Raw genomic sequence first — 22,270 nt, forward strand, 5'->3', positions numbered from 1 at the left:
GGTCAGCCCGCGACGTGTTCCACGCGGATCGGGTCGCCGTCCCTGACGGTGGCCAGGATCCGCGGGTCGCCGTCGAGCGAGCCCAGCAGGTTGCAGGGGCTCGCGAGCCGGCACTCGGCACCCCGCGAGACCGGGGTGGGGCCGTAGGGGAGGGCGAGGGCGTCGCCCTCGGTCCAGAACGCCACGGTGCCGGGGTCGACGACCTGGCGCGCGCCGTCCTCGACGGCGGCGGAGACCGGGGTGTCGAAGTAGACCTCCTCGCCCCAGGTCCGGGCGGTGGAGAAGATCGGGAGGGCTCCCGCGAGCGCGGTGCTCGTGGGGGTCTCCTCAAGGGTGGCCGTGGTGTGTCCGGCCGGCCAGACGATGCGTATCCGAAGGGTCATGCCCGGGATTCAACAATATGTTGAAGATCCTGGGAAGAGGTGACCATCGGTGGGGGGACCCCGACTGAAGGTACGGATTTCGTATGAGCAATAATGCTTGTGAATGTGAACGCGTTCACAAGCGTGTCCTGGTTCATCCCGTAATGAGTGGGATTATCAGGGCAAACTGCCGATGTGACCACGGCGATGTAAGGAGAAAACGACGTGGACCTCGCTCTGGCGCCTGAGACTCTGGCGCGCTGGCAGTTCGGCATCACCACCGTCTACCACTTCCTCTTCGTCCCCCTGACGATCTCCCTCGCCGCCCTCACCGCCGGTCTCCAGACGGCCTGGGTGCGGACCGAGAACGAGAAGTACCTCAGGGCGACGAAGTTCTGGGGCAAGCTCTTCCTGATCAACATCGCCATGGGAGTCGTCACCGGCATCGTGCAGGAGTTCCAGTTCGGCATGAACTGGTCCGACTACTCGCGCTTCGTCGGCGACATCTTCGGTGCCCCGCTCGCCTTCGAGGCACTCATCGCCTTCTTCTTCGAGTCGACCTTCATCGGTCTGTGGATCTTCGGCTGGGACAAGCTGCCGAAGAAGATCCACCTCGCCTGCATCTGGATGGTGTCGATCGGCACCATCCTCTCCGCGTACTTCATCCTGGCGGCCAACTCCTGGATGCAGCACCCCGTGGGCTACCGCATCAACGAGGAGCGCGGTCGCGCCGAGCTCACCGACTTCTGGGCGGTGCTCACCCAGAACACCGCCCTCACCCAGTTCTTCCACACGATCACGGCGGCCTTCCTGGTCGGCGGTGCGTTCATGGTCGGCATCTCCGCCTTCCACCTGGCGCGGAAGAGGCACATCCCGGTGATGCGCACCTCGCTGCGGCTCGGCCTGATCACCCTGATCATCGCGGGCCTCGGCACCGCCGTCAGCGGTGACCTGCTCGGCAAGGTCATGTTCAAGCAGCAGCCCATGAAGATGGCCGCCGCCGAAGCGCTCTGGGACGGCGAGGCGCCCGCTCCCTTCTCGGTCTTCGCCTACGGCGATGTCGAGAAGGGCCACAACACGGTCGCCATAGAGATCCCGGGCCTGCTGTCCTTCCTCGCGAACGACGACTTCAGCTCGTACGTCCCGGGCATCAACGACGTGAACAAGGCCGAGCAGGAGAAGTACGGGCCGGGCGACTACCGGCCCAACATCCCCGTCGCCTACTGGGGCTTCCGCTGGATGATCGGCTTCGGCATGGCCTCGCTGGGCATCGGCATGCTCGGCCTCTGGCTGACCCGGAAGAAGTTCATGCTGGCACCGGGCCTGCGGACCGGTGAGGACGAGGTGCCGAACCTGGTCCTGTTCAAGCGGAAGGCGCTCAGCCCCCGCCTGGGCAAGTGGTACTGGATCATCGCTCTCTGGACCATGGCGTTCCCGCTCATCGCCAACTCCTGGGGCTGGATCTTCACCGAGATGGGCCGTCAGCCCTGGGTCGTCTACGGCGTGCTGCGCACCCGGGACGCGGTCTCCCCCGGCACCACGACGGGCGAGGTGCTCACCTCGATGATCGTCTTCACCGCGCTCTACGCCGTCCTCGCCGTGATCGAGGTCAAGCTCCTCGTGAAGTACATCAAGGCGGGCCCGCCGGAGCTGACCGAGGACGATCTCAATCCGCCCACCAAGATCGGCGGGGACTCTCGTGACCCCGACCGCCCCATGGCCTTCTCGTACTGAGGCTCAGGAGATCGAGGCATGGAACTCCACGACGTCTGGTTCGTACTCATCGCGGTCCTCTGGATCGGCTACTTCTTCCTCGAGGGCTTCGACTTCGGGGTCGGCATCCTCACCAAGCTGCTCGCCCGGGACCGGCCCGAGAAGCGGGTCCTCATCAACACCATCGGGCCCGTCTGGGACGGCAACGAGGTGTGGCTGCTCACCGCCGGCGGCGCGACCTTCGCCGCGTTCCCCGAGTGGTACGCGACGCTGTTCTCCGGCTTCTACCTGCCGCTGCTGATCATCTTGGTCTGCCTGATCATCCGGGGTGTCGCCTTCGAGTACCGGGCGAAGCGGCCCGAGGAGAACTGGCAGCGCAACTGGGAGCAGGCCATCTTCTGGACCTCGCTGATCCCCGCGATCCTCTGGGGCGTGGCCTTCGGCAACATCGTCCGGGGCGTGAAGATCGACGCGGAGATGGAGTACGTCGGCAGCTTCTGGGACCTGCTCAACCCGTACGCGCTCCTCGGCGGCCTGGTCACGCTCACCCTCTTCACCTTCCACGGAGCGGTCTTCGTCGCGCTGAAGACGGTGGGCGACATCCGGGGCCGGGCGAGGGCGCTCGCGCTCAAGGTGGGTCTGGTGACGGCGGTGGCCGCGCTCGGCTTCCTGATCTGGACCCAGGTCGACACGGGCGACGGCTGGAGCCTCGCGGCGATGCTGGTCGCGGTGGTGGCGCTGGTGGGCGCGATCGGCGCGATCAAGGTGGGTCGCGAGGGCTGGTCCTTCGCGCTCTCGGGCGTGACGATCGCCGCCGCCGTGGCGATGCTCTTCCTCGCGCTCTTCCCGAACGTCATGCCGTCTTCGCTCAACCCCGAGTGGAGCCTTACCGTGACGAACGCGTCGTCGAGCCCGTACACGCTCAAGATCATGACCTGGTGCGCGGCGATCGCGACCCCGCTGGTGCTGCTCTACCAGAGCTGGACCTACTGGGTGTTCCGTAAGCGCATCGGTACGCACCACATCGCCGACGCTCACTAGAGGGGCATGTTTCACGTGAAACCGATCGATCCGCGCCTGCTCCGGTACGCCCGGGCCACCCGCTTCTTCCTGATCGCGGTGGTCGTCCTCGGCCTCGTCGGGGCGGCGCTGGTCATCGCCCAGGCGATGCTCATCGCCGAGATCGTGGTGGGGGCCTTCCAGCAGGGCCAGTCGGTTTCCGCCCTGACCACCCCGCTGCTGCTCCTCGCGAGCGTCGCGGTGGGACGGGGCCTCGTCTCCTGGCTGACCGAGCTCGCCGCCCACCGGGCGAGCGCGGCGGTCAAGTCCGAACTCCGCGGGCGGCTCCTCGGCCGTGCGGCCGCGCTCGGCCCCGGGTGGCTGAGCGGCCAGAAGGCCGGTTCGCTGATCGCGCTCGCGACGCGGGGCGTGGACGCGCTCGACGACTACTTCGCCCGCTATCTGCCCCAGCTGGGGCTCGCGGTGGTCGTGCCGGTGGCCGTACTGGCCCGGATCGTCACCGAGGACTGGGTCTCGGCGGCGATCATCGTCGTCACCCTGCCGCTGATCCCGGTCTTCATGATCCTCATCGGCTGGTACACCCAGGCCCGGATGGACCGCCAGTGGAAGCTGCTCTCCCGGCTCTCCGGCCACTTCCTGGACGTGGTGGAGGGCCTCCCCACCCTCAAGATCTTCGGCCGGGCGAAGGCCCAGGCCGAGTCGATCCGCGCGATCACCTCGGAGTACCGCCAGGCGACGATGCGCACGCTGCGGATCGCCTTCCTCTCCTCCTTCGCCCTGGAACTCCTCGCGACGCTGTCGGTCGCGCTCGTCGCCGTGAGCATCGGCATGCGGCTGGTCCACGGCGACCTCGATCTGTACACCGGGCTCGTCATCCTGATCCTGGCCCCCGAGGCGTACCTGCCGCTGAGGCAGGTGGGTGCGCAGTTCCATGCGGCGGCCGAGGGACTCGCGGCGGCCGAGGAGATCTTCGACGTCCTGGAGCAGCCGGTACGGGACGGCGGTACGGCGCCGGTGCCGGCCTCGACGCGGCTGGAGCTCGACCGGGTGACGGTACGCCACGAGGGGCGTACCGAACCCTCGCTGGACGCGGCGACGCTGACGGTCGAGCCGGGCGAGACGGTGGCCCTGGTCGGTCCGAGCGGCGTCGGGAAGTCCACGCTCCTCGACGTGGTCCTGGGGTTCGCGGTGCCCGAGGAGGGCGGTTCCGTGCGGGTCGGCGGCGAGGACCTCGCCTCGCTCGACCTGGAGTCCTGGCGGTCGCGGATCGCCTGGGTGCCCCAGCGCCCGTACCTCTTCGCGGGGACGGTCGCCGAGAACGTACGGCTGGCCCGCACCGACGCCTCCGACGAGGAGGTGCGTCAGGCTCTGCGGGACGCCGGGGCGGACGGGTTCGTCGCGGGGCTGCCGCAGGGGCTCGACACGGTCCTCGGCGAGGACGGGGCGGGACTCTCTGCGGGCCAGCGGCAACGGCTCGCGCTCGCCCGGGCGTTCCTGGCGGACCGGCCCCTGCTGCTGCTCGACGAGCCGACGGCCGCCCTCGACGGTGAGACGGAGGCCGGCGTGGTGGACGCGGTCCGGCGTCTCGCGGCCGGCCGGACCGTGCTGCTGGTCGTGCACCGGCCGGCGCTGCTCGCGGTCGCGGACCGGGTGGTGACCCTCGGCGCCGTCGCGGGATCCGAAGGCACCGACGGACCGGGGTCGGGTGCGGTTGCGGGCGTGTCGGAGGACGGCGGGTTCGCCGGCGCGGTCAGCGCGCCCGTACCCCCCTCGGGGGAACAGCGGCCCGGCGTGCCGGAACAGACGACGACCGGCCCTTCGTCCGTGCTCGCCCGCGTTCGGGACATGGCCGGGGAGCTCAAGGGGCGCATGGCGCTCGCCCTGCTGCTCGGGAGCCTCGCTCTCGGCTCCGCCGTCGGGCTCATGGCCGTCTCCGGCTGGCTCATCTCCCGCGCCTCCGAACAGCCTCCCGTGCTCTATCTGATGGTCGCCGTCACCGCGACGCGCGCCTTCGGCATCGGCCGGGCCGTCTTCCGGTACGGGGAGCGGCTCGTCTCGCACGACGCCGTGCTCCGGATGCTCGCCGAGCTGCGGGTCTCCGTCTACCGGCGCCTGGAGCGGATCGCCCCGGCCGGACTGCGCCGCACCCGGCGCGGCGACCTGCTCGCCCGGCTCGTCCACGACGTCGACGCGCTCCAGGACTACTGGCTGCGCTGGCTGCTCCCGGTGGGCGCGGCGCTCGTCGTGGGCGTCGCGTCCGCGGGGTTCACCGCCTGGCTGCTGCCGGAGGCCGGTGCCGTCCTCGCCGTGGGCCTGCTGATCGCGGGGGTCGCCGTGCCGGCGGCCGGCGGGGCCCTCGCCCGCCGGGCCGAACGGCGGCTCGCCCCCGCGCGCGGCGGCCTGGCGACCGCCGTGGCCGACCTGCTGCGCGGCTGCGCCGAGCTGACGGTGGCCGGTGCGCTGCGGGGCCGGATCGAACGGACGCGGGACGCCGACCGCACTCTCACCGGCATCGCCTCCCGGCAGGCCGCGGCCGCCGCGCTCGGTGCCGGGCTCTCCGCCGTGGTCTGCGGCCTGACGGTCGTGGCCGCCGCGCTCGTCGGAGTCCAGGGCGTACGGGACGGGCGGCTCGACGGAGTGGCCCTCGCCGTGGTCGTCCTGACGCCGCTCGCCGCCTTCGAGGCCGTCACCGGGCTGCCGCTCGCCGTCCAGTACCGGCAGCGCGTCAAGCACAGTGCCGAGCGGGTCTTCGAGGTGCTCGACGCCCCCGTGCCCGTACACGAGCCGGCCCGGCCCGAGACTCCCCCGGCCGGACCGTTCCCGCTGGAGCTGGACGGGCTCTCGGCCCGGTACGCCGGGCAGGAGCGGGCGGCGCTCGCCGACTTCCGGCTCACCCTGGACGCCGGGCGCCGGGTCGCCGTCGTCGGTGCCTCCGGCTCCGGGAAGACCACGCTCGCCCAGGTGATGCTGCGCTTCCTCGACGTGGAGCACGGCACGTACCGGCTCGGCGGAGTGCCGGCGTGGGAACTCGACGGTGACGCGGTGAGGCGCCTCGTCGGCCTCTGCGCCCAGGACGCCCACCTCTTCGACAGCTCCGTGCGCGAGAACCTGAGGCTCGCCCGCACCGGGGCGAGCGACGAGGAGCTGCGCGAGGCGCTGCGCCGCGCCCGGCTGCTCGACTGGGTGGACGGACTGCCCGACGGGCTCGACACCCTCGTGGGCGAGCACGGCTCCCGGCTCTCCGGCGGCCAGCGCCAGCGCCTCGCGCTCGCCCGGGCCCTCCTGGCCGACTTCCCCGTCCTCGTCCTCGACGAGCCGGCCGAGCACCTCGACCTGGCCACCGCCGACGCGCTCACCGACGACCTGCTGCGGGCCACCGAAGGCCGGACGACCGTCCTGATCACCCACCGGCTGCACGGTCTCGACGCCGTCGACGAAGTCGTCGTCCTCGACGAGGGCAGGACAGTGCAGCGTGGCTCCTACGAGGAGCTCGCCACCACGGACGGACCCCTGCGCCGGATGCTGGAGCAGGAGCGGGAGACCGATCTGCTGGCCGTGGGAGCAGCGGGAGCCGGTGCGAGGGCCGGTCTGTCGAACGGCGGAGAGGACCGGCCGACTTTTCTCGCCAAATCGGACTAACTAGGCTCAAGCCCATGACCGCCGCCGCGTCCGACGTCCCTGACCCCCTGGAAGCAGCCACCCAGGCCACCCGCAGCCTCCAGGGGCTGTCCACGGAGCTCACCGCCCGCGTGCCGCAGCTCCTGGAGGCCATGCGCTCGGTCGGCACCGGGCTGGAACTCCACTCCACCCTGGACCGCATCTGCGAGACCGCCGCCGAACTCGCCGACGCCCGCTACGCCGCGATCGGCATCGTCGACGACGAGGGCGAGGGCCTGTCCGACTTCGTCACCTTCGGCGTCGACGAGGACACGGCGCACCGGATCGGCCGCCGCCCCGACGGACACGCGGGGCTGCTCGGCGCGCTGATCCGCGACCCGCAGACCATTCGCCTCGCCGATCTGTCCAGCGATCCCCGCGCGGCCGGATTCCCGCCCGGACACCCGCCCATGCGGACCTTCCTCGGCGTCCCCATCAGGGTCCAGGGCGAGATCTTCGGCAATCTGTACCTCGCCGAGAAGCGCGGGGGCGGCGAGTTCAACGACTACGACGTGCACATGGTCCGGGTGCTCGCCACCGAGGCGGGCATCGCCATCGGCAACGCCCGTCTGTACGAGGCGGCCAGGCAGCGAGAGCGGTGGATCGACGGCTCGGTCGCCGTCACCACCGCCCTGCTCTCCGGCGGGGACGCGGACGACGCCCTGGCCGTCGTCGCCGAACAGGCCCGGAGGCTCGCCGACGCGGACGCCGGGATCGTGCTCCTGCCCGCGGAGGACGGCGGCCTGGAGATCGTCGCCGTCTCCTCGCCCCGGCCCACCAAGTCGCTCGGCGTGGTGATCCCGCCCGAGAGCGCGGTGGTGAAGGAACTCCTGGAGGGCGAGGCCGTCTTCATCACGGACGCCTCGACCGACCCGCGCATGATCAGCCGGCTGACCTCGGCGTACGGGCCGAGCATGATGCTGCCGCTGCAGAGCGGCGGCCGGGTCCTCGGCGCTCTCGCCACGCCCCGTGCCCGGGGCGCCCGCCAGTTCACGGAGGCGGAGCGGACCCTCGCCACCCAGTTCGCCTCGCAGGCCGCGCTGGCCCTGATGATGGCCGACGCGCAGCGGGACCGGGAGCGTCTCGCCGTGTACGAGGACCGCGACCGGATCGCCCGTGACCTGCACGATCTGGTCATCCAGCGGCTCTTCGCCACCGGGATGATGCTGGAGAGCGCCCAGCGCAGGTCGATCGTGCCGGCCGTACGCGAGGGCGTGGGCAAGGCCGTGGACGAGCTGGACGTGACCATCCAGGAGATCCGTACGGCGATCTTCGCCCTCCAGCAGGGACCCGCCGAGGCCCCCTCGGGGCTGCGCACCCGCGTCCTGCGGGAGATCAACATGGCGGCCGTACCGCTCGGCTTCAAGCCCGCGCACCGCTTTCTCGGCGCGATCGACGCGACGGTCGGGGACCTCACCGGCAAGAACCTCATCGCCGCCCTGCGCGAGGCGCTCTCCAATGCCTTCCGGCACGCGGAGGCGGACCGGATCGAGGTCGTCGTCGACGCCACCGTCACCCTCCCCGACGGCTCGGCGGGGGTACGGCTCTCGGTCGCGGACGACGGCATCGGCATTCCGGCCGGCGGGCGGCGCAGCGGCCTGCGCAACCTGGCCCGGCGGGCCGAGTCGCTGGGTGGCGCGAGCTGGTGCGGGCCGGGTCTCGGGGAGGACGGCGGCGGTACGACGGTGGTGTGGGAGGCGCCGCTGTAGTCCCCGTACGGGACGCCGCGGACGGCCTTACGGGGTTGCCCGGCCTGATCGGCAGGGCAACCCCTAGTCCTGCGCGGCGCGGTCCCGGGCCGCGTTCAGGGCCTCGGCCACGAGTTGTTCGATGACGACGGCCACGCCGTCCTCGTTGTTGCCGACCGTGCGGCCGGAGGCGGCGGCGATCACGTCGGGGTGGGCGTTGCCCATCGCGTACGAGCGGCCCGCCCAGCTCAGCATCTCGATGTCGTTGGGCATGTCACCGAAGGCGACGACCTCGTCCGCCGTGATGCCGCGCTCGGCGCAGCACAGGGCGAGGGTGGACGCCTTGGAGACGCCCAGCGCGCTGATCTCGATGAGCGCGGTGGGGCTCGACCGGGTGAAGGACGCCCGGTCTCCGGCGGCCTCCCTGGCCACCGCGAGGAACGCGTCGGGGTCCAGCTCGGGATGCTGGGCGAGCAGCTTGATCACGGGGGCCGCCGCCCCCGGCGCCTCCTCGAACAGGAGCTTCTCGGCGGTGGCGACGGTGGCGCCGGGGTCGAGGAAGAACGGCGGGTACAGCGGCTCGTAGTGGATGCCGGTCGTGAGCTCGACGGCGAACGAGGTGCCCGGCGCGGCCTCGCGCAGGGCGCGGACGACGTCGAGGGCGACCGTGCGCTCCAGCGGCCGGACCTCCAGGAAGGTGTTTCCCGCGTGGAGGTCGACGACGGCGGCGCCGTTGGCGCAGATCGCCAGGCCGTGCCCGTGGACGTGGTCGCTGACGACGTCCATCCAGCGCGCCGGGCGGCCGGTGACGAAGAAGACCTCGATTCCGGCCTGCTCGGCCGCGGCCAGTGCGGCGATCGTGCGCTCGGATACGGACTTGTCGTCGCGCAGCAGCGTGCCGTCCAGGTCGGTGGCGATCAGCCGGGGCGCCGGGGCGGAAGGACGCGGGGATCGGGGAGAGGTCACCGCGCCATTCTTCCGCACCGGACGCACGTGCGTGCGGGGAGCCGCACATATGAGTGGTCCGGTTCCGGCCTTCCCGTGCGCCGTCGCTCGCTCTTGGCGCCGCCTTGCCGCCGCTCCTTCCCCGGCGGCCCCACCTCGCTCAGTACGCGACCTCCACGACGGCGCGGTGGGCGCGCGCGTCGCCGACCCCGGACAGGAGGTAGTGGGCGAGATCGGCGCGGGAGAGGGACTTGGGCCGGTCCAGGTGGCCGTTCTCCGCGGTGCGGTAGCGGCCGGTCAGCGGGCCGTCGGTGAGCATCGGCGGCCGGACCACGGTCCAGGCCGTGTCGCCGGCGGACGCCGAGGCCATGAAGGTCTCCATCCGGGCCATGTCCGCGTACCCGTGGCGGTAGAGCCGCTGGACGACGAACCGGGTGACGAGGCGTTGCGGCAGCGGCACGTCGGGGGTGATCTCCAGGCCGGCCGAGGAGAGGCAGAGCAGCCGGCCGACGCCCGCGGCGCGCATGGCCTCGACGATGTTGCGGGCGCCCTGGGAGTAGACGGTCGTGGGGTGCTTGCGGTCGGTGCTGCCGAGGCAGGAGACCACCGCGTCGTGTCCGGGGACGGCCCGCCGCCAGCCGTCCGGTGCCAGGACGTCCCCAGGGACGACGGTCAGCCGCGTGCCGGGGTCCGTGACCGGTACCCGGGCGGGGTCGCGGGCGACGGCGGTCACCTGGTGGCCGGCGCCGAGGGCCTGGTCGAGGAGCTGCGCGCCCGTACCGCCGGTGACGCCGAAGAGCAGGAGCCTCATGACGTCTTCGCCTCCGTCTGCGTTGTCGCTGTTGATGCCGTGGTCGTGGTCGTTGTCGCTGTCACTGCTGTGGGCGCCGGCGCCGGCGGGCTCTCCGCCAGGGTGTCGACGAGGGCGGTCACGACGGCTCGCTGGCCGTCGAGCGTGAGGTGGATGCCGTCGTCGAGGTGCAGGCCGGCGGTGGCCCGACGGGTGTCGACCGCGGGTTCCGGCCGGCCGAGGAGGAAGTCGGCGACGCCGTCCACGTCCTCGCCCGACCAGCCGATCCCGGCGCGCTGGAAGTGCGGGTAGGCGTCGGCCCGTTCCTGGTCCACGGAGCTCGGGGTGAGCCAGATCCAGCGGTTCTCGCCGGAGAGGGCCTGCCCGCCGATTTCCCGGAGGGCGAGGAGGTTGCGCGCGGTCTCGGCCTCGCTGACCAGGCGGGTGCCCGGTGTCCCCGCGCCGCGGCCGAGCCGCTGGGTGTCGTTCGCGCCGAGCATGCACAGCACCCAGTCGGGGCGCAGGAAGTTCAGTGAGGACAGCTGGGTGAGGGCCTGGGTGGTGGTGAGGCCCGAGACCGCGAGGTTGACGAGTTCGACGCCGTCCGGGAGGAGATGGCGCAGGATCGAGAACCACGAGAGCCGGTCGGCGGTGGTGCTCTCGCCGAGGGCCACGATCCGCTGCCCGGGCCGGAAGGGCAGCCGGTCGGCCCGGTCGGCGAAACCGGAGTCCTTCAGCAGCTCGGCCGCCGTGGACCGGGCCTGTTCGTCGAAGTCCCTCAGCAGCGCGCGGTAGTCGTCGGTGTCCAGGCCGAAGAGGCCGGCCAGCCGGGTCTCGGGCAGCTCCCCCAGGTAGCGCAGGACCTTCTCGGGCTGCTGGAAACGGACGAGCTTCTCGGTCAGTTCGCGGGGCGGCTTCCGGGTCGTGTTCCCGGTCGTGCTTTCGGTCGTGTTCCCGGTCATGTCAGAGCTCCTTGCGGGTGCGGCGACGGGGCAGCAGGAACCCGGCGGCGATCAGCCAGCCCAGGCAGGTGAAGCGGGCCAGCGGCAGCAGCAGGGCGGCGCCGTCGAAGAGCAGGGTGAGGGTGGCCAGTTCGGCGATGGTCGCGAGGACGAGGCCGGTGACGGCCAGCGCGCGGGGCAGCAGTCCGGCGAGCAGGCCGGGGACGGCGATGCCGGCCACGAGCAGGCCGAGCGTGACGACGTGTCCGGGGCCGCCGGTGGCGAAGGCCAGGTACTGCAGGGCCCGGACGAGCGGCGCGAGTTCGAGCACCTCCGTACGGGAAAGGGTCCAGCTCACCAGTCCGCAGCAGGCCAGGAAGCCGGCGGCGAGGAGTCCGCCGGCCAGCGCGATGGTCGCGCCGGGGGCGCGGACGCCGAGCTTGTGCAGCCGGGCCGAGACGGTGGCGGCGTAGACGGCCAGCGGGATCGCGGCGGCGAACTGGAGGGCGCCGGACACCTGGACGGCGTCGGAGTGGGCGCGGAAGTACGCCACGATCTCGCCGGTCTCGCCGAAGGGCGAGGGGAAGGGGTCACCGCCGGCGAGCACGGTGCTGAGGACGAGCCCGGCCAGGAACAGCGCGGTGAACACCACGGCGAGCACGCCCGGCGGCGGCCCTCCCTGGGCTTCCCGGCGCTCTCGGGGGGCGACGGTCGGATGGCGGGGGTCGGTCCGGCTCTCTGCAGACACGAGTCCTGTCCGTTCTCTGGGGAGAATAGTTCACTAGAGAGAATCGTTCTTGTCTCGTACCATAACCCTGTGAGTACCGACCGGCAACCACGCGAAGATCCCGAAGCGGCCGTCGCCGCGCCCCCGCGCTTCGGCGCCTTCCTGCTCGCCCAGCTCGGGGCGCACGCGGCCGGGCGTTTCGGAGAACGGGTCGGCGAACTCGGCCTCGCGCCACCGGACGTCGGCGTGCTGCGGATGATCGCCATGGATCCGGGCCGCAGTCAGCGCTCCCTCGCCGCCGACCTCGGCGTCGTCCCGAGCCGGGTGGTCGCGCTCATCGACCATCTGGAACAGAAGGGGTTCGTGGAGCGCCGTCGCAGTGCCGAGGACCGCCGCCACCACGAGCTGTACGTGTCCGAGGAGGGCATCCGGGTGCTGGAGCGCGTCCGGGAGGTGGCCGCCGCGCACGAGGACGACCTCTTCACGGCGCTGGACCCGGAGGACCGGGCGCGGCTCACGGCCCTGCTCGGGCGGATCGCCGACCAGCAGGGCCTCACCCCGGGCGTCCACCCCGGCTACCGCCACCTGCCGAAGCGCCCCGGGCGTCGCTAGGAGTGTCTCCCGTGGTCGTGCACCGGAGCGGTCCCAGCCGCGCGCCCCGTCCGGAGTACGCCCGTCCGGCTTCCGCACGCCCCGTCCGGCGCACGCCCGTCCCCCGCACGCCCGCCTCCACGCGCCGGTCCGGCCACATCGCAGCGTGTGGACGTGGCCGTAAACCCCCGTTCGATCGCGGCAGGTACGGGGAAGACCCCCAGGAGTCAGGGGAGGCGGCGGGGTCTCAAGGGGGTGGGGCATGGTCTCGGGCCGGCGGTCCGACGAGTGCGAGGCATGCGGTGCGCCGTACGGCCGATGGATCGCGAGCCTCGGCATGGCCCTCTGCGGGACCTGTGAGCTGGCCGGACCGGGTCATCCCGTACGGGAGCCGGTGCTGGTGGGGGAGCTGCTGGCCGGAGTGACCGCCGCCGTGACGTTCGCGGCCCGCTCCGGGAAGGCCGTACCCGATACGCGCAGACCGTCGACCGCGACCTGTGACGGGTGCGGGGCCGGCGCCGAGTGGCACCGTACGGTGCGAGGGCGCTGGATCATGATCGAGCCGGGGGCTCTGGCGGCCCGCGGCGTTCCGGCGGGCCGGCGCTGGCGGATCGCGGGCGACGGCACGGCGGTCAACCTCGGCCCCGCCGTACCCTCCGACACCTGCCGGATCAGCCACTTCGACGTCTGCCCCGCCCGGCCCGCCCCGGTCGGCGCCCCCGTCCTCCTCGCCCTGTGGCGCGGGCACGCCCGGCGCGGCGCCTGACCCACCCGGCGACGGACACGTCCCGGGGACACGCGCCCCCGGTGACGGACACCGCCCGGGGACACGCACCACCCGGGGACGGGGGCCACCCTCGGGCCCGGAGGCCGCCCCCGGGCGCGGGCGCCGCGTGGGGGTCAGCCCAGCTGGGCCAGGGCTTCGGTGGCGATCTGCTCGAAGACGGTCTGGTCGGCGGCGAAGTCGGAGTCCGGGATGGGCCAGTGGATCACGATCTCGGTGAAGCCCAGCTCGCGGTGGCGCCCGGCGAAGTCGACGAAGGCGGCCACCGACTCCAGGGGGTGGCTCCGGTCCGGTGTGAAGCCGGTGAGCAGGATCTTGTCCAGCTCTGCCACGTCCCGCCCGGAGTCGGCGCATGCTTTGCCGAGCTTCTCGATCTGGCCGCGCAGCGCCGCCACCGACTGCTCGGGGGTTCCCTCCTCGTACAGCTTCGGGTCGCCGGTCGTCACCCACGCCTGGCCGTACCGCGCGGCCAGCCTGAGCCCGCGCGGGCCGGTCGCCGCCACCGCGAACGGCAGCCGCGGGCGCTGGACGCAGCCGGGGATGTTCCGGGCCTCGTCGGCCGAGTAGAACGTGCCCTGGTCCGTCACCGCGTCCTCGGTCAGCAGCCGGTCGAGCAGTGCGACGAACTCGCCGAACCGGTCCGCCCGCTCCTTCGGCGTCCACGGTTCCTGGCCGAGCGCGGTGGCGTCGAAGCCGTTGCCGCCCGCTCCGATGCCGAGCGTCACGCGGCCTCCGGAGACGTCGTCCAGCGACATCAGCTCCTTGGCGAGCGTCACGGGGTGCCGGAAGTTCGGCGAGGTCACGAGCGTGCCGAGCCGGATCCGCTCGGTGGCCGCCGCCGCCGCGGTGAGGGTGGGCAGGGCGCCGAACCAGGGGCCGTCGCGGAAGGTCCGCCAGGACAGGTGGTCGTAGGTGTACGCGGCGTGGAAGCCGAGTTCCTCGGCGTGCCGCCACTTCCGGCGGCCCCCCTCGTGCCAGCGGTCGACGGGCAGGATGACGGTGCTCAGGCGCAGGCTCATGTCCCCGAGCCTACGGCGGTCCGTGACCGTGCGGCTCTCCGTGGTCCCTCGGCGGCGCCGGCCCTCGGCCGGTCAGCGGGCGTTCTTGCTCATCCAGGGGGTGAGCGAGGTGCCGGGGACGAGTTCCTTGTACGTCTCGTCGCCGGGAAGCGGGACGATCAGCCACCAGCCGGGCGGGAAGAACCGTCCCTTCACGTGGGCGAGGCCACCGAGGACGGCGCGCAGGAAGGCCGGCACGGCGTCGCGGGGCACGTCCGCGAACTCGATTCCCTCCACGGTGATCCGGGCGTCGCCCTCCGGGAAGACCTGGACCGTCACCGAGGGAGAGCCGCCCAGTTCGACGTACGCCTCGTGCGGGAGGGAGCCGTCGGGGTCGAGGACGGCGAACGCGCCGGACGAGGTGCGCCGCGAGGACTGGTCCGCCCCGATGTCGTCGGTCACGGTCATCTCCAGGCGGAACTCCTGGGCGATCCCGCGGATCGCTGTGACGGCGGCTTCGGTGCTGGGCAGACGGGGATACGGGGATGTGGGGCGTGCCATGGAAGCGATCATGCCTGAGGCGCTGCGCGGAGAGGGACCTCTTCCGTCGCTCTGATCACTCTGCTCGCTCGGGTCACTCCGTGAAGCGGAGGAACTCCGGTGGAACGGTGTCGGCCAGCCAGACCCCGTTGGCGCTGACGTGGAAGACGTACCCGGACCGGTGCATGGCGCCCGCGTCCACGCTCAGCACCACGGGCCGGCCGCGGCGCGCGCCGACGCGGGTCGCGGTCTCCCGGTCGGGGGAGAGGTGCACATGGTGGCGGGCCATGGGGCGCAGCCCTTCCGTCCGGATCGCGGGGAGCCGGTCGGCGACCGTACCGTGGTAGAGGTACGCGGGCGGTTCGGCGGCCGGCAGGTCCAGGTCGACCTCGATGGTGTGTCCCTGGCTGGCGCGGATGCGGGTGCCTTCGATCGCGAAGCGCTTCTTGTCGTTGGTCGCGACGACATGGTCGAGTTCCTCGCGGGTGATCGGGAAGCCGTGCTCGGCCGTGGCCCGGAGCAGCGCGTCGATCTCGGTCCAGCCGTGCTCGTCGAGGACGAGTCCGATCCGCTCGGGCTGGTGGCGCAGGTGCTTGGCGAGGTACTTCGACACCTTCACCGTGCGGCGTTCGTCCCGTGGTCGTGGGGTCATGTCGTCAGGATGCCGGAGCGCGGATCGCCGGACCAATGAATTGAAGCGGACATGTTTGATCCACAGCCAAAGCCACTTATCCACAGGTGAGTTGGCAATTCTGTGGACAACGCGCTTGCCTTTGAGTCGAATTGAGCAAATCAGGGAGATTTGTGATGACTTGAGGTAAGAGCATCCAATGTCCTTTTGTTGACCTCTCGTTCTGTCGCCGCCGCGACGAACGCCGCGACCCCCTCCGTGCCGACCAGGGTCTGAACAGCCCGTACCGTCGCGGCCGGCAGGGCCACCGCGCGGGGCTCGTCATCCCTCGCGGGAGGCGCGTCCGACGACAGATGGAGCTGGAGGTGCTGAGTGGCCAACAGCTGCATGGCCCGCGCCAGTTCGGCGTCCACCGTCTGCTGGGCGAGGGGCCGGAGCCGTCGCACCATCGTCGCTGCCTCGGCCGCGTCGGAGTCCGTGGGAGGGCGGTGCTCCAGATAGCGGGCGAAGACGTGCTCGGTCGTGAACTCTAGGAAACGGGAGGCGATGTGCTCGACCTGGTCGCGAAGTTCCCTCAGATGCCCGGTGATTGCCGAGAGGGGTACCCCGGCCGCGTACAACTCGACGGCCACGGACAGCTCTTGCGGACTCGGTACGAGGTACTCCTCCGTCCCGCGGTCCGGAAGCCGCTCCAGTACGCCGAGCTCGACGGCCTCCCGGATGGCCTCCTCGTCCGGCGTGCCGCCGAAGCGGGCGTCCAGCTCGGCGCGGGAGATGCGGGCCGCCTCCTCGTCCGTCCACGGCCCGTGGACCTCCGCGACGAGACCGAGCACCCCGCCGAGTCCCCGGCCGGTGTCCCACGCCTCCAGGAGTTCCTTGATCGAGGCCAGCGTGTAACCCCGGTCGAGGAGGTCGGCGATCTGCCGGAGCCGCGCGAGGTGCGCGTCCCCGTACACGTTCGACCTGCCCCGCCGCTCGGGGCGGGGCAGCAGACCGCGGTCCTGGTAGGCGCGGATCGTCCGGACCGTGGCCCCGCTGTGATGGGCGAGGTCCTCGATCCGGTACTCCGGCTGTGCTGACTGCTCGGACAAACCCGCTCCCGCCGACCGCTTCCCGCACCCCGCCGTCGCGGGGCCCTGCTGGGAGGGATCGTACGACCGCACGCCCCTCCCGCACCCCGCCCCCTACGCGGGCGGCTGCCAGCGGGCCAGGGCCCGCAGCGCGCCGGGGCTCAGCCGGGACAGGAAGTGGGCGCCCCGGGCCTCGGGCGTCACCGGGACGACGGCGCGGTCGTGCAGGACCGCACCCAGGATCGCGTCCGCGACCTTCTCCGGCGGGTAGTTCCGCAGGCCGTACAGCCGGGTGGCCTTCTTCTGGCGCCGCTTCTCCTCCGTGGCGTCCGCGACCCCGGCGAACCGGGTGGTCGCCGTGATGTTGGTGTTGACGATGCCGGGGCAGATCGCGGACACCCCGATGCCCTGCCCGGCCAGTTCGGCGCGCAGGCACTCGCTGAGCATCAGCACCGCCGCCTTCGACGTGCTGTACGCGGGCAGGGCGCGCGACGGCTGGAAGGCCGCGGCGGAGGCCGTGTTCACGATGTGGCCGCCCTGGCCGCGCGCGGTCATCTGCGCGCCGAAGATCCGGCAACCGTGGATCACGCCCCACAGATTGACGTCCAGGACCCGCTTCCACTCCTCGCTCGTCGTCTCGAAGAAGGAGCCGGTGAGCCCGATGCCCGCGTTGTTGACCAGGACGTCGACGATCCCGTACTCGCTCGCCACCTTCGCGGCCAGCTTCTCCATCGCCTGCTCGTCGGCGACGTCGACGGTCTCGCCCCACGCCTCCGCGGCGCCGATCAGCCGGGCCATCTCGGCCGTGCGGACCGCACCCTCGCCGTCCCGGTCCACGGCCACGACCCGGGCTCCGGCCTCCGCGAACGCGAAGGCGGTGGCCCGGCCGATGCCGCTGGCCGCGCCGGTCACCAGGACGAGCTGGCCGCCGAACCGCTCGGTGTACTCCGGCTTCACGCCGCTCTTCGCCGCGGTCGCCGCGACCGGCTTCGGCGCCTTGGTCGCCGGCTCCTCGTTGGCCCGCACGAACTCGGCGATCCAGGCGGACAGCTGGTCGGGACGGGTGCGCGGTACCCAGTGCTTGGCGGGCAGGGTGCGCCGGGTCAGGTCGGGAACCCAGTCGGCCAGGTCGTCGTAGAGCCGCTCGGAGAGGAACGCGTCACCGGTCGGCGTGATCAGCTGCACGGGCGTGTGCGCGTACGCGTCGGGGCGCGGCCGGCCCAGCCGCGCGCGGACGTTGTCCCGGTAGAGCCAGGCGCCGTGCGCCGCGTCGCTCGGCAGGGAGGGCGTCGGGTAGTCCCCGGCGGGGACCTTCTCGACCCGTTCCAGTATCTTCGGCCAGCGCTTGCCGAGGGGTCCGCGCCAGGCGAGCTCGGGCAGCACGGGCGTGTGCAGCATGTACACGTACCAGGACTTGGCGCCCTGGCCGAGGAGCTGGCCGACCCGGCGCGGGGTGGGCCGGGCCATCCGCCGCTTGATCCAGTGCCCGAAGTGGTCGAGCGAGGGTCCCGACATCGAGGTGAAGGAGGCGATCCGGCCCTCGGTGCGCGGGACGGTGGCGAACTCCCAGGACTGCACCGAACCCCAGTCGTGGCCGACGAGGTGGACCGGCCGGTCCGGGCTGACGGCGTCGGCGACCGCGAGGAAGTCGTCCGTCAGCTTCTCCAGGGTGAAGCCGCCGCGCAGCGGGGCCGGCGCCGTCGACCGGCCGTGCCCCCGGACGTCGTACAGCACCACGTGGAACTCCTCGGCCAGTCTGGCCGCGACATCCGACCAGACCTCCTTGGAGTCCGGATAGCCGTGCACGAGCAGGACGGTCGGCCGGTCCGGCTCGCCGAGCTCGGCGACGCACAGCTCGATCCCGCCCGTACGGACCCAGCGCTCCCGCGCCGCGTTCAGCCCGGCGATTGACGCCATCAGACCGCTCCCTCGTTCCAGCGCCGCACGTGCGGCAGGTCGTCGTCCAGCCAGAACGCGCTCTGCTCGGGGTCCTTCGAGTCGGTGACGACCAGGATCTCCTCGAACTTCGCGCCCGTCCCCCGGAATCCGAGGTGCGGCTCGACCGCCCACAGGCCGGGCCTGGGCGGGTGGTCGGAGAACTTGTACGGCGACCAGAGCGGCGACCAGCCGTCCCGGTGACCGTGCAGGGCATCGCTCGCGAGCCCCTTGAGCGCCTGGGTGCCGAACCCGAAGAGCGTCGGTGACCAGCTGCGCTCCTTCACCCGGTCGATCTTGTGGGCGATGACGCCGAAAGGATAGGCGCGGTGCCGGTTCGCGTATCCCTGGCGGACCATGAGCCGGTCCACGTCCTCGTAGATCTCGCGCAGCGTGCGGCGCTCGCGCACCTCGCGGAGGATCAGCTCGCGGTGGTCCGCGAGGTCGGCGAGGAGCTTGTCGTGCAAGGGGTTGAGCCCCAGGCAGCCGCTGTACCCGATGTCGGCCGTGTGGCCCTTGTAGACCGGGGCCATGTCGAGGATGAACGGCATCCCCGCCTCCAGCCGCCGGTTCGTCGGGAAGAACTGCAGCGGGATCTTGAAGTCGACGAAGGCGGTGCGGTCCCCGAACCAGGCGAACGGCCGGTGGAACCAGTCCCGCACCCCGCGCTCGTACAGCCACTCCCGCTGCATCCGGGCGGCCTCGCGCTCGGTCACCCCGGGCTTGAGCTGCGCCGCGACGGCTTCCGCGCACTCGTAGGAGAGCCGCTGGACTTCCCTGAACCCCCGCAGCTCCGCGGAGAGTTCCCCTGTCACTGCCGAGGCCATGCCACCCGCCCGTCCTGTGTGAGCGCCCGATCGCCCTACGCGTCCGTAACTTGACACCGATGAATGTGACAATGCTCGGCGGCTGCGTCAAGGGGTCCGGCGCGAGGCCGTGGAAAAGTCCGACGGACGGCCCGGGGAAAAAGACTTTCGTCGCGACCGCACCCACCGGCTTGTACTCCTGTAGTCGGACAAGGATCGAGCCGTTGGGCTGACGACTGCTGTGGCGCACGCCACTACCTTCGAAACGTGACTGTGATCGCGACCGAAAGCCTCAGCAAGCGGTTCCCCCGGGTGACCGCGCTTGACCGGCTCTCCCTGGACATCGGGCCCGGTGTGACCGGACTCGTGGGTGCCAACGGAGCCGGCAAGTCCACCATGATCAAGATCCTGCTCGGCCTCTCCCCCGCCACGGAGGGCCGCGCCGAGGTCCTCGGACTCGACGTCCGTACCTCCGGCGCCGAGATCCGTGAGCGCGTCGGGTACATGCCGGAGCACGACTGCCTCCCGCCGGACGTCTCGGCCACCGAGTTCGTCGTGCACATGGCGCGGATGTCCGGGCTGCCGCCGACCGCCGCCCGCGAGCGGACCGCCGACACCCTGCGCCACGTCGGCCTGTACGAGGAGCGCTACCGCCCCATAGGCGGCTACTCGACGGGCATGAAGCAGCGCGTGAAGCTCGCCCAGGCGCTCGTCCACGACCCGAAGCTGGTTCTCCTCGACGAGCCGACCAACGGCCTCGACCCGGTCGGCCGCGACGAGATGCTCGGACTGATCCGCCGTGTCTGGACCGACTTCGGCATCTCCGTCCTCGTCACCTCGCACCTCCTCGGCGAGCTGGAGCGCACCTGCGACCACGTCGTCGTCATCGACGGCGGGCGGCTCCTCCGCTCCAGCTCCACCAGCGACTTCACCCGGACCACCACGACGCTCGCGGTCGAGGTCACCGACTCCGACTCCTGCCCCGACGGCACGGCGGCGCTCCGCGCGGCCCTCGCCGCGGCGGGTGTCACGATCCACGAGGGAGTGGAGGACGGCCTGCCCGGCGCCGGCCACGTCCTGCTCCTGGAGGCGGCCGGCGAGGAGACGTACGACCTCGTGCGGGACACCGTCGCCGGCCTCGGGCTCGGCCTCGTCCGCATGGAGCAGCGCCGCCACCACATCGCCGAGGTCTTCCGCCCGGAGTCCGCAGAGGCGTCCCCGCAGCACGAGGAGGTGCCGGCCCGATGAGCACCCAGACCCCGCAGCCCTCCCAGGCCGCTCCCGACACGACCCGGATCCACAACATCGGCTACCGGTCCTACGACGGCCCGCGCCTCGGCCGGGCGTACGCGCGCCGGTCGCTGTTCTCGCAGTCGCTGCGCGGCGCGTACGGACTCGGCCGCAGCGCCAAGTCCAAGGTGCTGCCGATGCTGCTCTTCGCGGTGATGTGCGTCCCGGCGCTGATCATCGTCGCGGTCGCGGTCGTCACCAAGCAGTCCAAGCTGTCGATCGAGTACACGCAGTACGCGCTCTTCCTCCAGGTCGTCATCAGCATCTACCTGGCCTCGCAGGCGCCCCAGTCCGTCTCCCGGGACCTCCGGTTCCGGACGGTGCCCCTGTACTTCTCCCGCCCGATCGAGCGCGTGGACTACGTCCTCGCCAAGTTCGGCGCGATGGCCTCGGCGCTCTTCGTCCTCACCGTCGTCCCGCTGCTGATCCTCTGGATCGGCTCGATGCTGGCCAAGATGGACTTCGCCGAGCAGACCAAGATGTTCGGCCAGGGAATCGTCTCGGTGGCTCTGCTCTCGCTGCTCTTCGGCGGCATAGGGCTGGTCATGGCGGCCCTCACCCCGCGCCGTGGCTTCGGCGTCGCCGCCGTGATCGCCGTCTTCACGATCTCGTACGGGGCCGTCTCCACCCTCATGGGCATCGCCTACGCCACGGACAACGTGGACGCCATCCAGTGGCTCGGCCTGTTCTCGCCGATGACCCTCATCGACGGTGTGCAGACCGCCTTCCTGGGCGCGCCCACGGGCTTCCCCGACGGCGGTGGTCCGGGCGCCGGTGTCGGCGCGGTCTATCTGCTGGTCGTCCTCGCGCTTGTCGCCGGCTCGTACGGCATCCTGATGCGCCGCTACCGAAAGGTCGGGCTGTGACCACGCTCCACATCGACCACGTCTCCCGCTGGTTCGGCAACGTCGTGGCCGTGAACGACGTCACGATGTCGGTCGGCCCGGGTGTCACCGGACTCCTCGGCCCCAACGGCGCCGGGAAGTCCACCCTGATCAACATGATGGGCGGCTTCCTCGACCCCTCCACCGGCTCCGTCACCCTCGACGGCGCCACCATCTGGGGGAACGAGTCGGTCTACCGCGAGATCGGCGTCGTGCCCGAGCGGGAGGCGATGTACGACTTCCTCACCGGCCGCGAGTTCGTCCAGGCGAACGCGGAACTGCAGGGCCTCGGCACCAAGGAGGCCCAGCGGGCGCTGGCCACGGTCGAGATGGAGTACGCCCAGGACCGCAAGATCTCCACGTACAGCAAGGGCATGCGGCAGCGCGTGAAGATGGCCTCGGCCCTCGTCCACGAGCCGTCGGTGCTGCTGCTCGACGAGCCGTTCAACGGCATGGACCCGCGCCAGCGCATGCAGTTGATGGACCTGCTGCGACGGATGGGCGCGGAAGGCCGCACCGTCCTGTTCTCCTCGCACATCCTGGAGGAGGTCGAGCAGCTCGCCTCGCACATCGAGGTGATCGTGGCCGGGCGCCACGCGGCCTCCGGCGACTTCCGCAAGATCCGCCGGCTGATGACGGACCGGCCGCACCGCTACCTCGTCCGCTCCAGCGACGACCGGGCCCTCGCCGCGGCGCTGATCGCCGACCCGTCGACGGCCGGCATCGAGGTCGACCACGCGGAGGGCGGACTGCGCGTGCAGGCCGTGGACTTCGGGCGGTTCACCGAGCTGCTGCCGAAGGTCGCGAAGGAGCGCGGGATCCGTCTGCTGACGGTCTCGCCCTCGGACGAGTCCCTCGAATCGGTCTTCTCGTACCTCGTCGCGGCCTGAAAGGAGCC

The 22,270-nt window shown here is 71.7% G+C and carries 20 protein-coding genes; 9 read left to right on the forward strand and 11 right to left on the reverse strand.

Annotated features, from left to right (window positions below):
* Nucleotides 1-2 precede the first annotated feature (2 nt).
* Entirely contained in the window at nt 3-383 is a 381-nt protein-coding gene (locus ACFVZH_RS23715; RefSeq protein WP_384899981.1) for a cyclophilin-like fold protein, read from the reverse strand.
* A gap of 204 nt (nt 384-587) precedes the next feature.
* Here ACFVZH_RS23715 and ACFVZH_RS23720 point away from each other — a divergent pair, with 204 nt between their 5' ends.
* From ACFVZH_RS23720 to ACFVZH_RS23735, 4 genes are read left to right on the forward strand one after another with little or no spacing between them, the layout of a single operon-like run.
* Nucleotides 588-2,096, forward strand: coding sequence for a cytochrome ubiquinol oxidase subunit I (locus ACFVZH_RS23720; RefSeq protein WP_384899984.1), 1,509 nt, complete (start codon nt 588-590; stop codon nt 2,094-2,096).
* Nucleotides 2,097-2,114: 18 nt separating this feature from the next.
* Nucleotides 2,115-3,116, forward strand: a complete 1,002-nt coding sequence (gene cydB, locus ACFVZH_RS23725) for a cytochrome d ubiquinol oxidase subunit II (RefSeq protein WP_384899986.1) — start codon at nt 2,115-2,117, stop codon at nt 3,114-3,116.
* A gap of 15 nt (nt 3,117-3,131) precedes the next feature.
* The gene (gene cydD, locus ACFVZH_RS23730) at nt 3,132-6,734 is read left to right on the forward strand and encodes a thiol reductant ABC exporter subunit CydD (RefSeq protein ID WP_384899988.1); all 3,603 of its coding nucleotides are present in this window, start codon (nt 3,132-3,134) and stop codon (nt 6,732-6,734) included.
* A gap of 14 nt (nt 6,735-6,748) precedes the next feature.
* Nucleotides 6,749-8,461: a GAF domain-containing sensor histidine kinase gene (locus tag ACFVZH_RS23735; RefSeq protein WP_384899990.1), complete on the forward strand. Its 1,713-nt coding sequence runs from the start codon at nt 6,749-6,751 to the stop codon at nt 8,459-8,461.
* A 63-nt stretch (nt 8,462-8,524) separates the two neighbouring features.
* Here the strand turns inward: ACFVZH_RS23735 and ACFVZH_RS23740 are convergent, their stop codons facing one another.
* The 4 genes from ACFVZH_RS23740 to ACFVZH_RS23755 form a co-directional block, all read right to left on the reverse strand.
* Nucleotides 8,525-9,406, reverse strand: coding sequence for a Cof-type HAD-IIB family hydrolase (locus ACFVZH_RS23740; protein WP_384899992.1), 882 nt, complete (start codon nt 9,404-9,406; stop codon nt 8,525-8,527).
* Nucleotides 9,407-9,545: 139 nt separating this feature from the next.
* A complete protein-coding gene (locus tag ACFVZH_RS23745; RefSeq protein WP_384899994.1) occupies nt 9,546-10,196 on the reverse strand; it encodes an NAD(P)-dependent oxidoreductase in 651 nt (216 codons plus the stop codon).
* Nucleotides 10,193-11,137 carry an SGNH/GDSL hydrolase family protein gene (locus ACFVZH_RS23750; RefSeq protein WP_384899996.1) on the reverse strand — a complete coding sequence of 315 codons (945 nt, stop codon included), beginning with the start codon at nt 11,135-11,137 and terminating at the stop codon, nt 10,193-10,195. Before ACFVZH_RS23750 ends, ACFVZH_RS23745 begins: the two co-directional genes overlap by 4 nt.
* Nucleotide 11,138: 1 nt before the next feature.
* Nucleotides 11,139-11,864 carry a hypothetical protein gene (locus ACFVZH_RS23755; protein WP_384899998.1) on the reverse strand — a complete coding sequence of 242 codons (726 nt, stop codon included), beginning with the start codon at nt 11,862-11,864 and terminating at the stop codon, nt 11,139-11,141.
* Between the two features lie 69 nt (nt 11,865-11,933).
* On the opposite strand from ACFVZH_RS23755, the gene ACFVZH_RS23760 reads away from it, so the two are divergent.
* Nucleotides 11,934-12,455, forward strand: coding sequence for a MarR family winged helix-turn-helix transcriptional regulator (locus ACFVZH_RS23760; protein WP_384899999.1), 522 nt, complete (start codon nt 11,934-11,936; stop codon nt 12,453-12,455).
* A gap of 241 nt (nt 12,456-12,696) precedes the next feature.
* A complete protein-coding gene (locus ACFVZH_RS23765) occupies nt 12,697-13,200 on the forward strand; it encodes a DUF6083 domain-containing protein (RefSeq protein WP_384900001.1) in 504 nt (167 codons plus the stop codon).
* A 134-nt stretch (nt 13,201-13,334) separates the two neighbouring features.
* Here the strand turns inward: ACFVZH_RS23765 and ACFVZH_RS23770 are convergent, their stop codons facing one another.
* From ACFVZH_RS23770 to ACFVZH_RS23795, 6 genes are all read right to left on the reverse strand, one after another.
* Nucleotides 13,335-14,237, reverse strand: a complete 903-nt coding sequence (locus tag ACFVZH_RS23770; RefSeq protein WP_384900002.1) for an LLM class flavin-dependent oxidoreductase — start codon at nt 14,235-14,237, stop codon at nt 13,335-13,337.
* 72 nt (nt 14,238-14,309) lie between these two features.
* Nucleotides 14,310-14,777, reverse strand: coding sequence for a hypothetical protein (locus ACFVZH_RS23775; protein WP_384900003.1), 468 nt, complete (start codon nt 14,775-14,777; stop codon nt 14,310-14,312).
* Between the two features lie 73 nt (nt 14,778-14,850).
* A complete protein-coding gene (locus ACFVZH_RS23780) occupies nt 14,851-15,408 on the reverse strand; it encodes an RNA 2'-phosphotransferase (RefSeq protein WP_384900005.1) in 558 nt (185 codons plus the stop codon).
* Nucleotides 15,409-15,548: 140 nt separating this feature from the next.
* Nucleotides 15,549-16,478, reverse strand: coding sequence for a MerR family transcriptional regulator (locus ACFVZH_RS23785; protein WP_384900007.1), 930 nt, complete (start codon nt 16,476-16,478; stop codon nt 15,549-15,551).
* Nucleotides 16,479-16,571: 93 nt separating this feature from the next.
* On the reverse strand, nt 16,572-18,374 hold the full coding sequence (locus tag ACFVZH_RS23790; RefSeq protein WP_384900009.1) for an SDR family oxidoreductase: 1,803 nt from the start codon (nt 18,372-18,374) through the stop codon (nt 16,572-16,574).
* Complete coding sequence (locus tag ACFVZH_RS23795) at nt 18,374-19,219, reverse strand: M24 family metallopeptidase (protein ID WP_384900011.1); 846 nt, start codon at nt 19,217-19,219, stop codon at nt 18,374-18,376. Before ACFVZH_RS23795 ends, ACFVZH_RS23790 begins: the two co-directional genes overlap by 1 nt.
* Before the next feature lie 252 nt (nt 19,220-19,471).
* Between ACFVZH_RS23795 and ACFVZH_RS23800 the strand changes: the two genes are divergently transcribed.
* From ACFVZH_RS23800 to ACFVZH_RS23810, 3 genes are read left to right on the forward strand one after another with little or no spacing between them, the layout of a single operon-like run.
* A complete protein-coding gene (locus ACFVZH_RS23800) occupies nt 19,472-20,446 on the forward strand; it encodes an ABC transporter ATP-binding protein (RefSeq protein WP_384900074.1) in 975 nt (324 codons plus the stop codon).
* A complete protein-coding gene (locus tag ACFVZH_RS23805; protein WP_384900012.1) occupies nt 20,443-21,354 on the forward strand; it encodes an ABC transporter permease in 912 nt (303 codons plus the stop codon). The genes ACFVZH_RS23800 and ACFVZH_RS23805 overlap by 4 nt, the downstream gene beginning before the upstream one ends.
* Nucleotides 21,351-22,262 (forward strand): ABC transporter ATP-binding protein, encoded by a 912-nt coding sequence (locus ACFVZH_RS23810; RefSeq protein WP_384900014.1) that lies wholly within the window; start codon nt 21,351-21,353, stop codon nt 22,260-22,262. Before ACFVZH_RS23805 ends, ACFVZH_RS23810 begins: the two co-directional genes overlap by 4 nt.
* Nucleotides 22,263-22,270 lie beyond the last annotated feature (8 nt).

It is taken from the genome of Streptomyces sp. NPDC059534 (genome assembly GCF_042743475.1).
Lineage (GTDB): Bacteria > Actinomycetota > Actinomycetes > Streptomycetales > Streptomycetaceae > Streptomyces.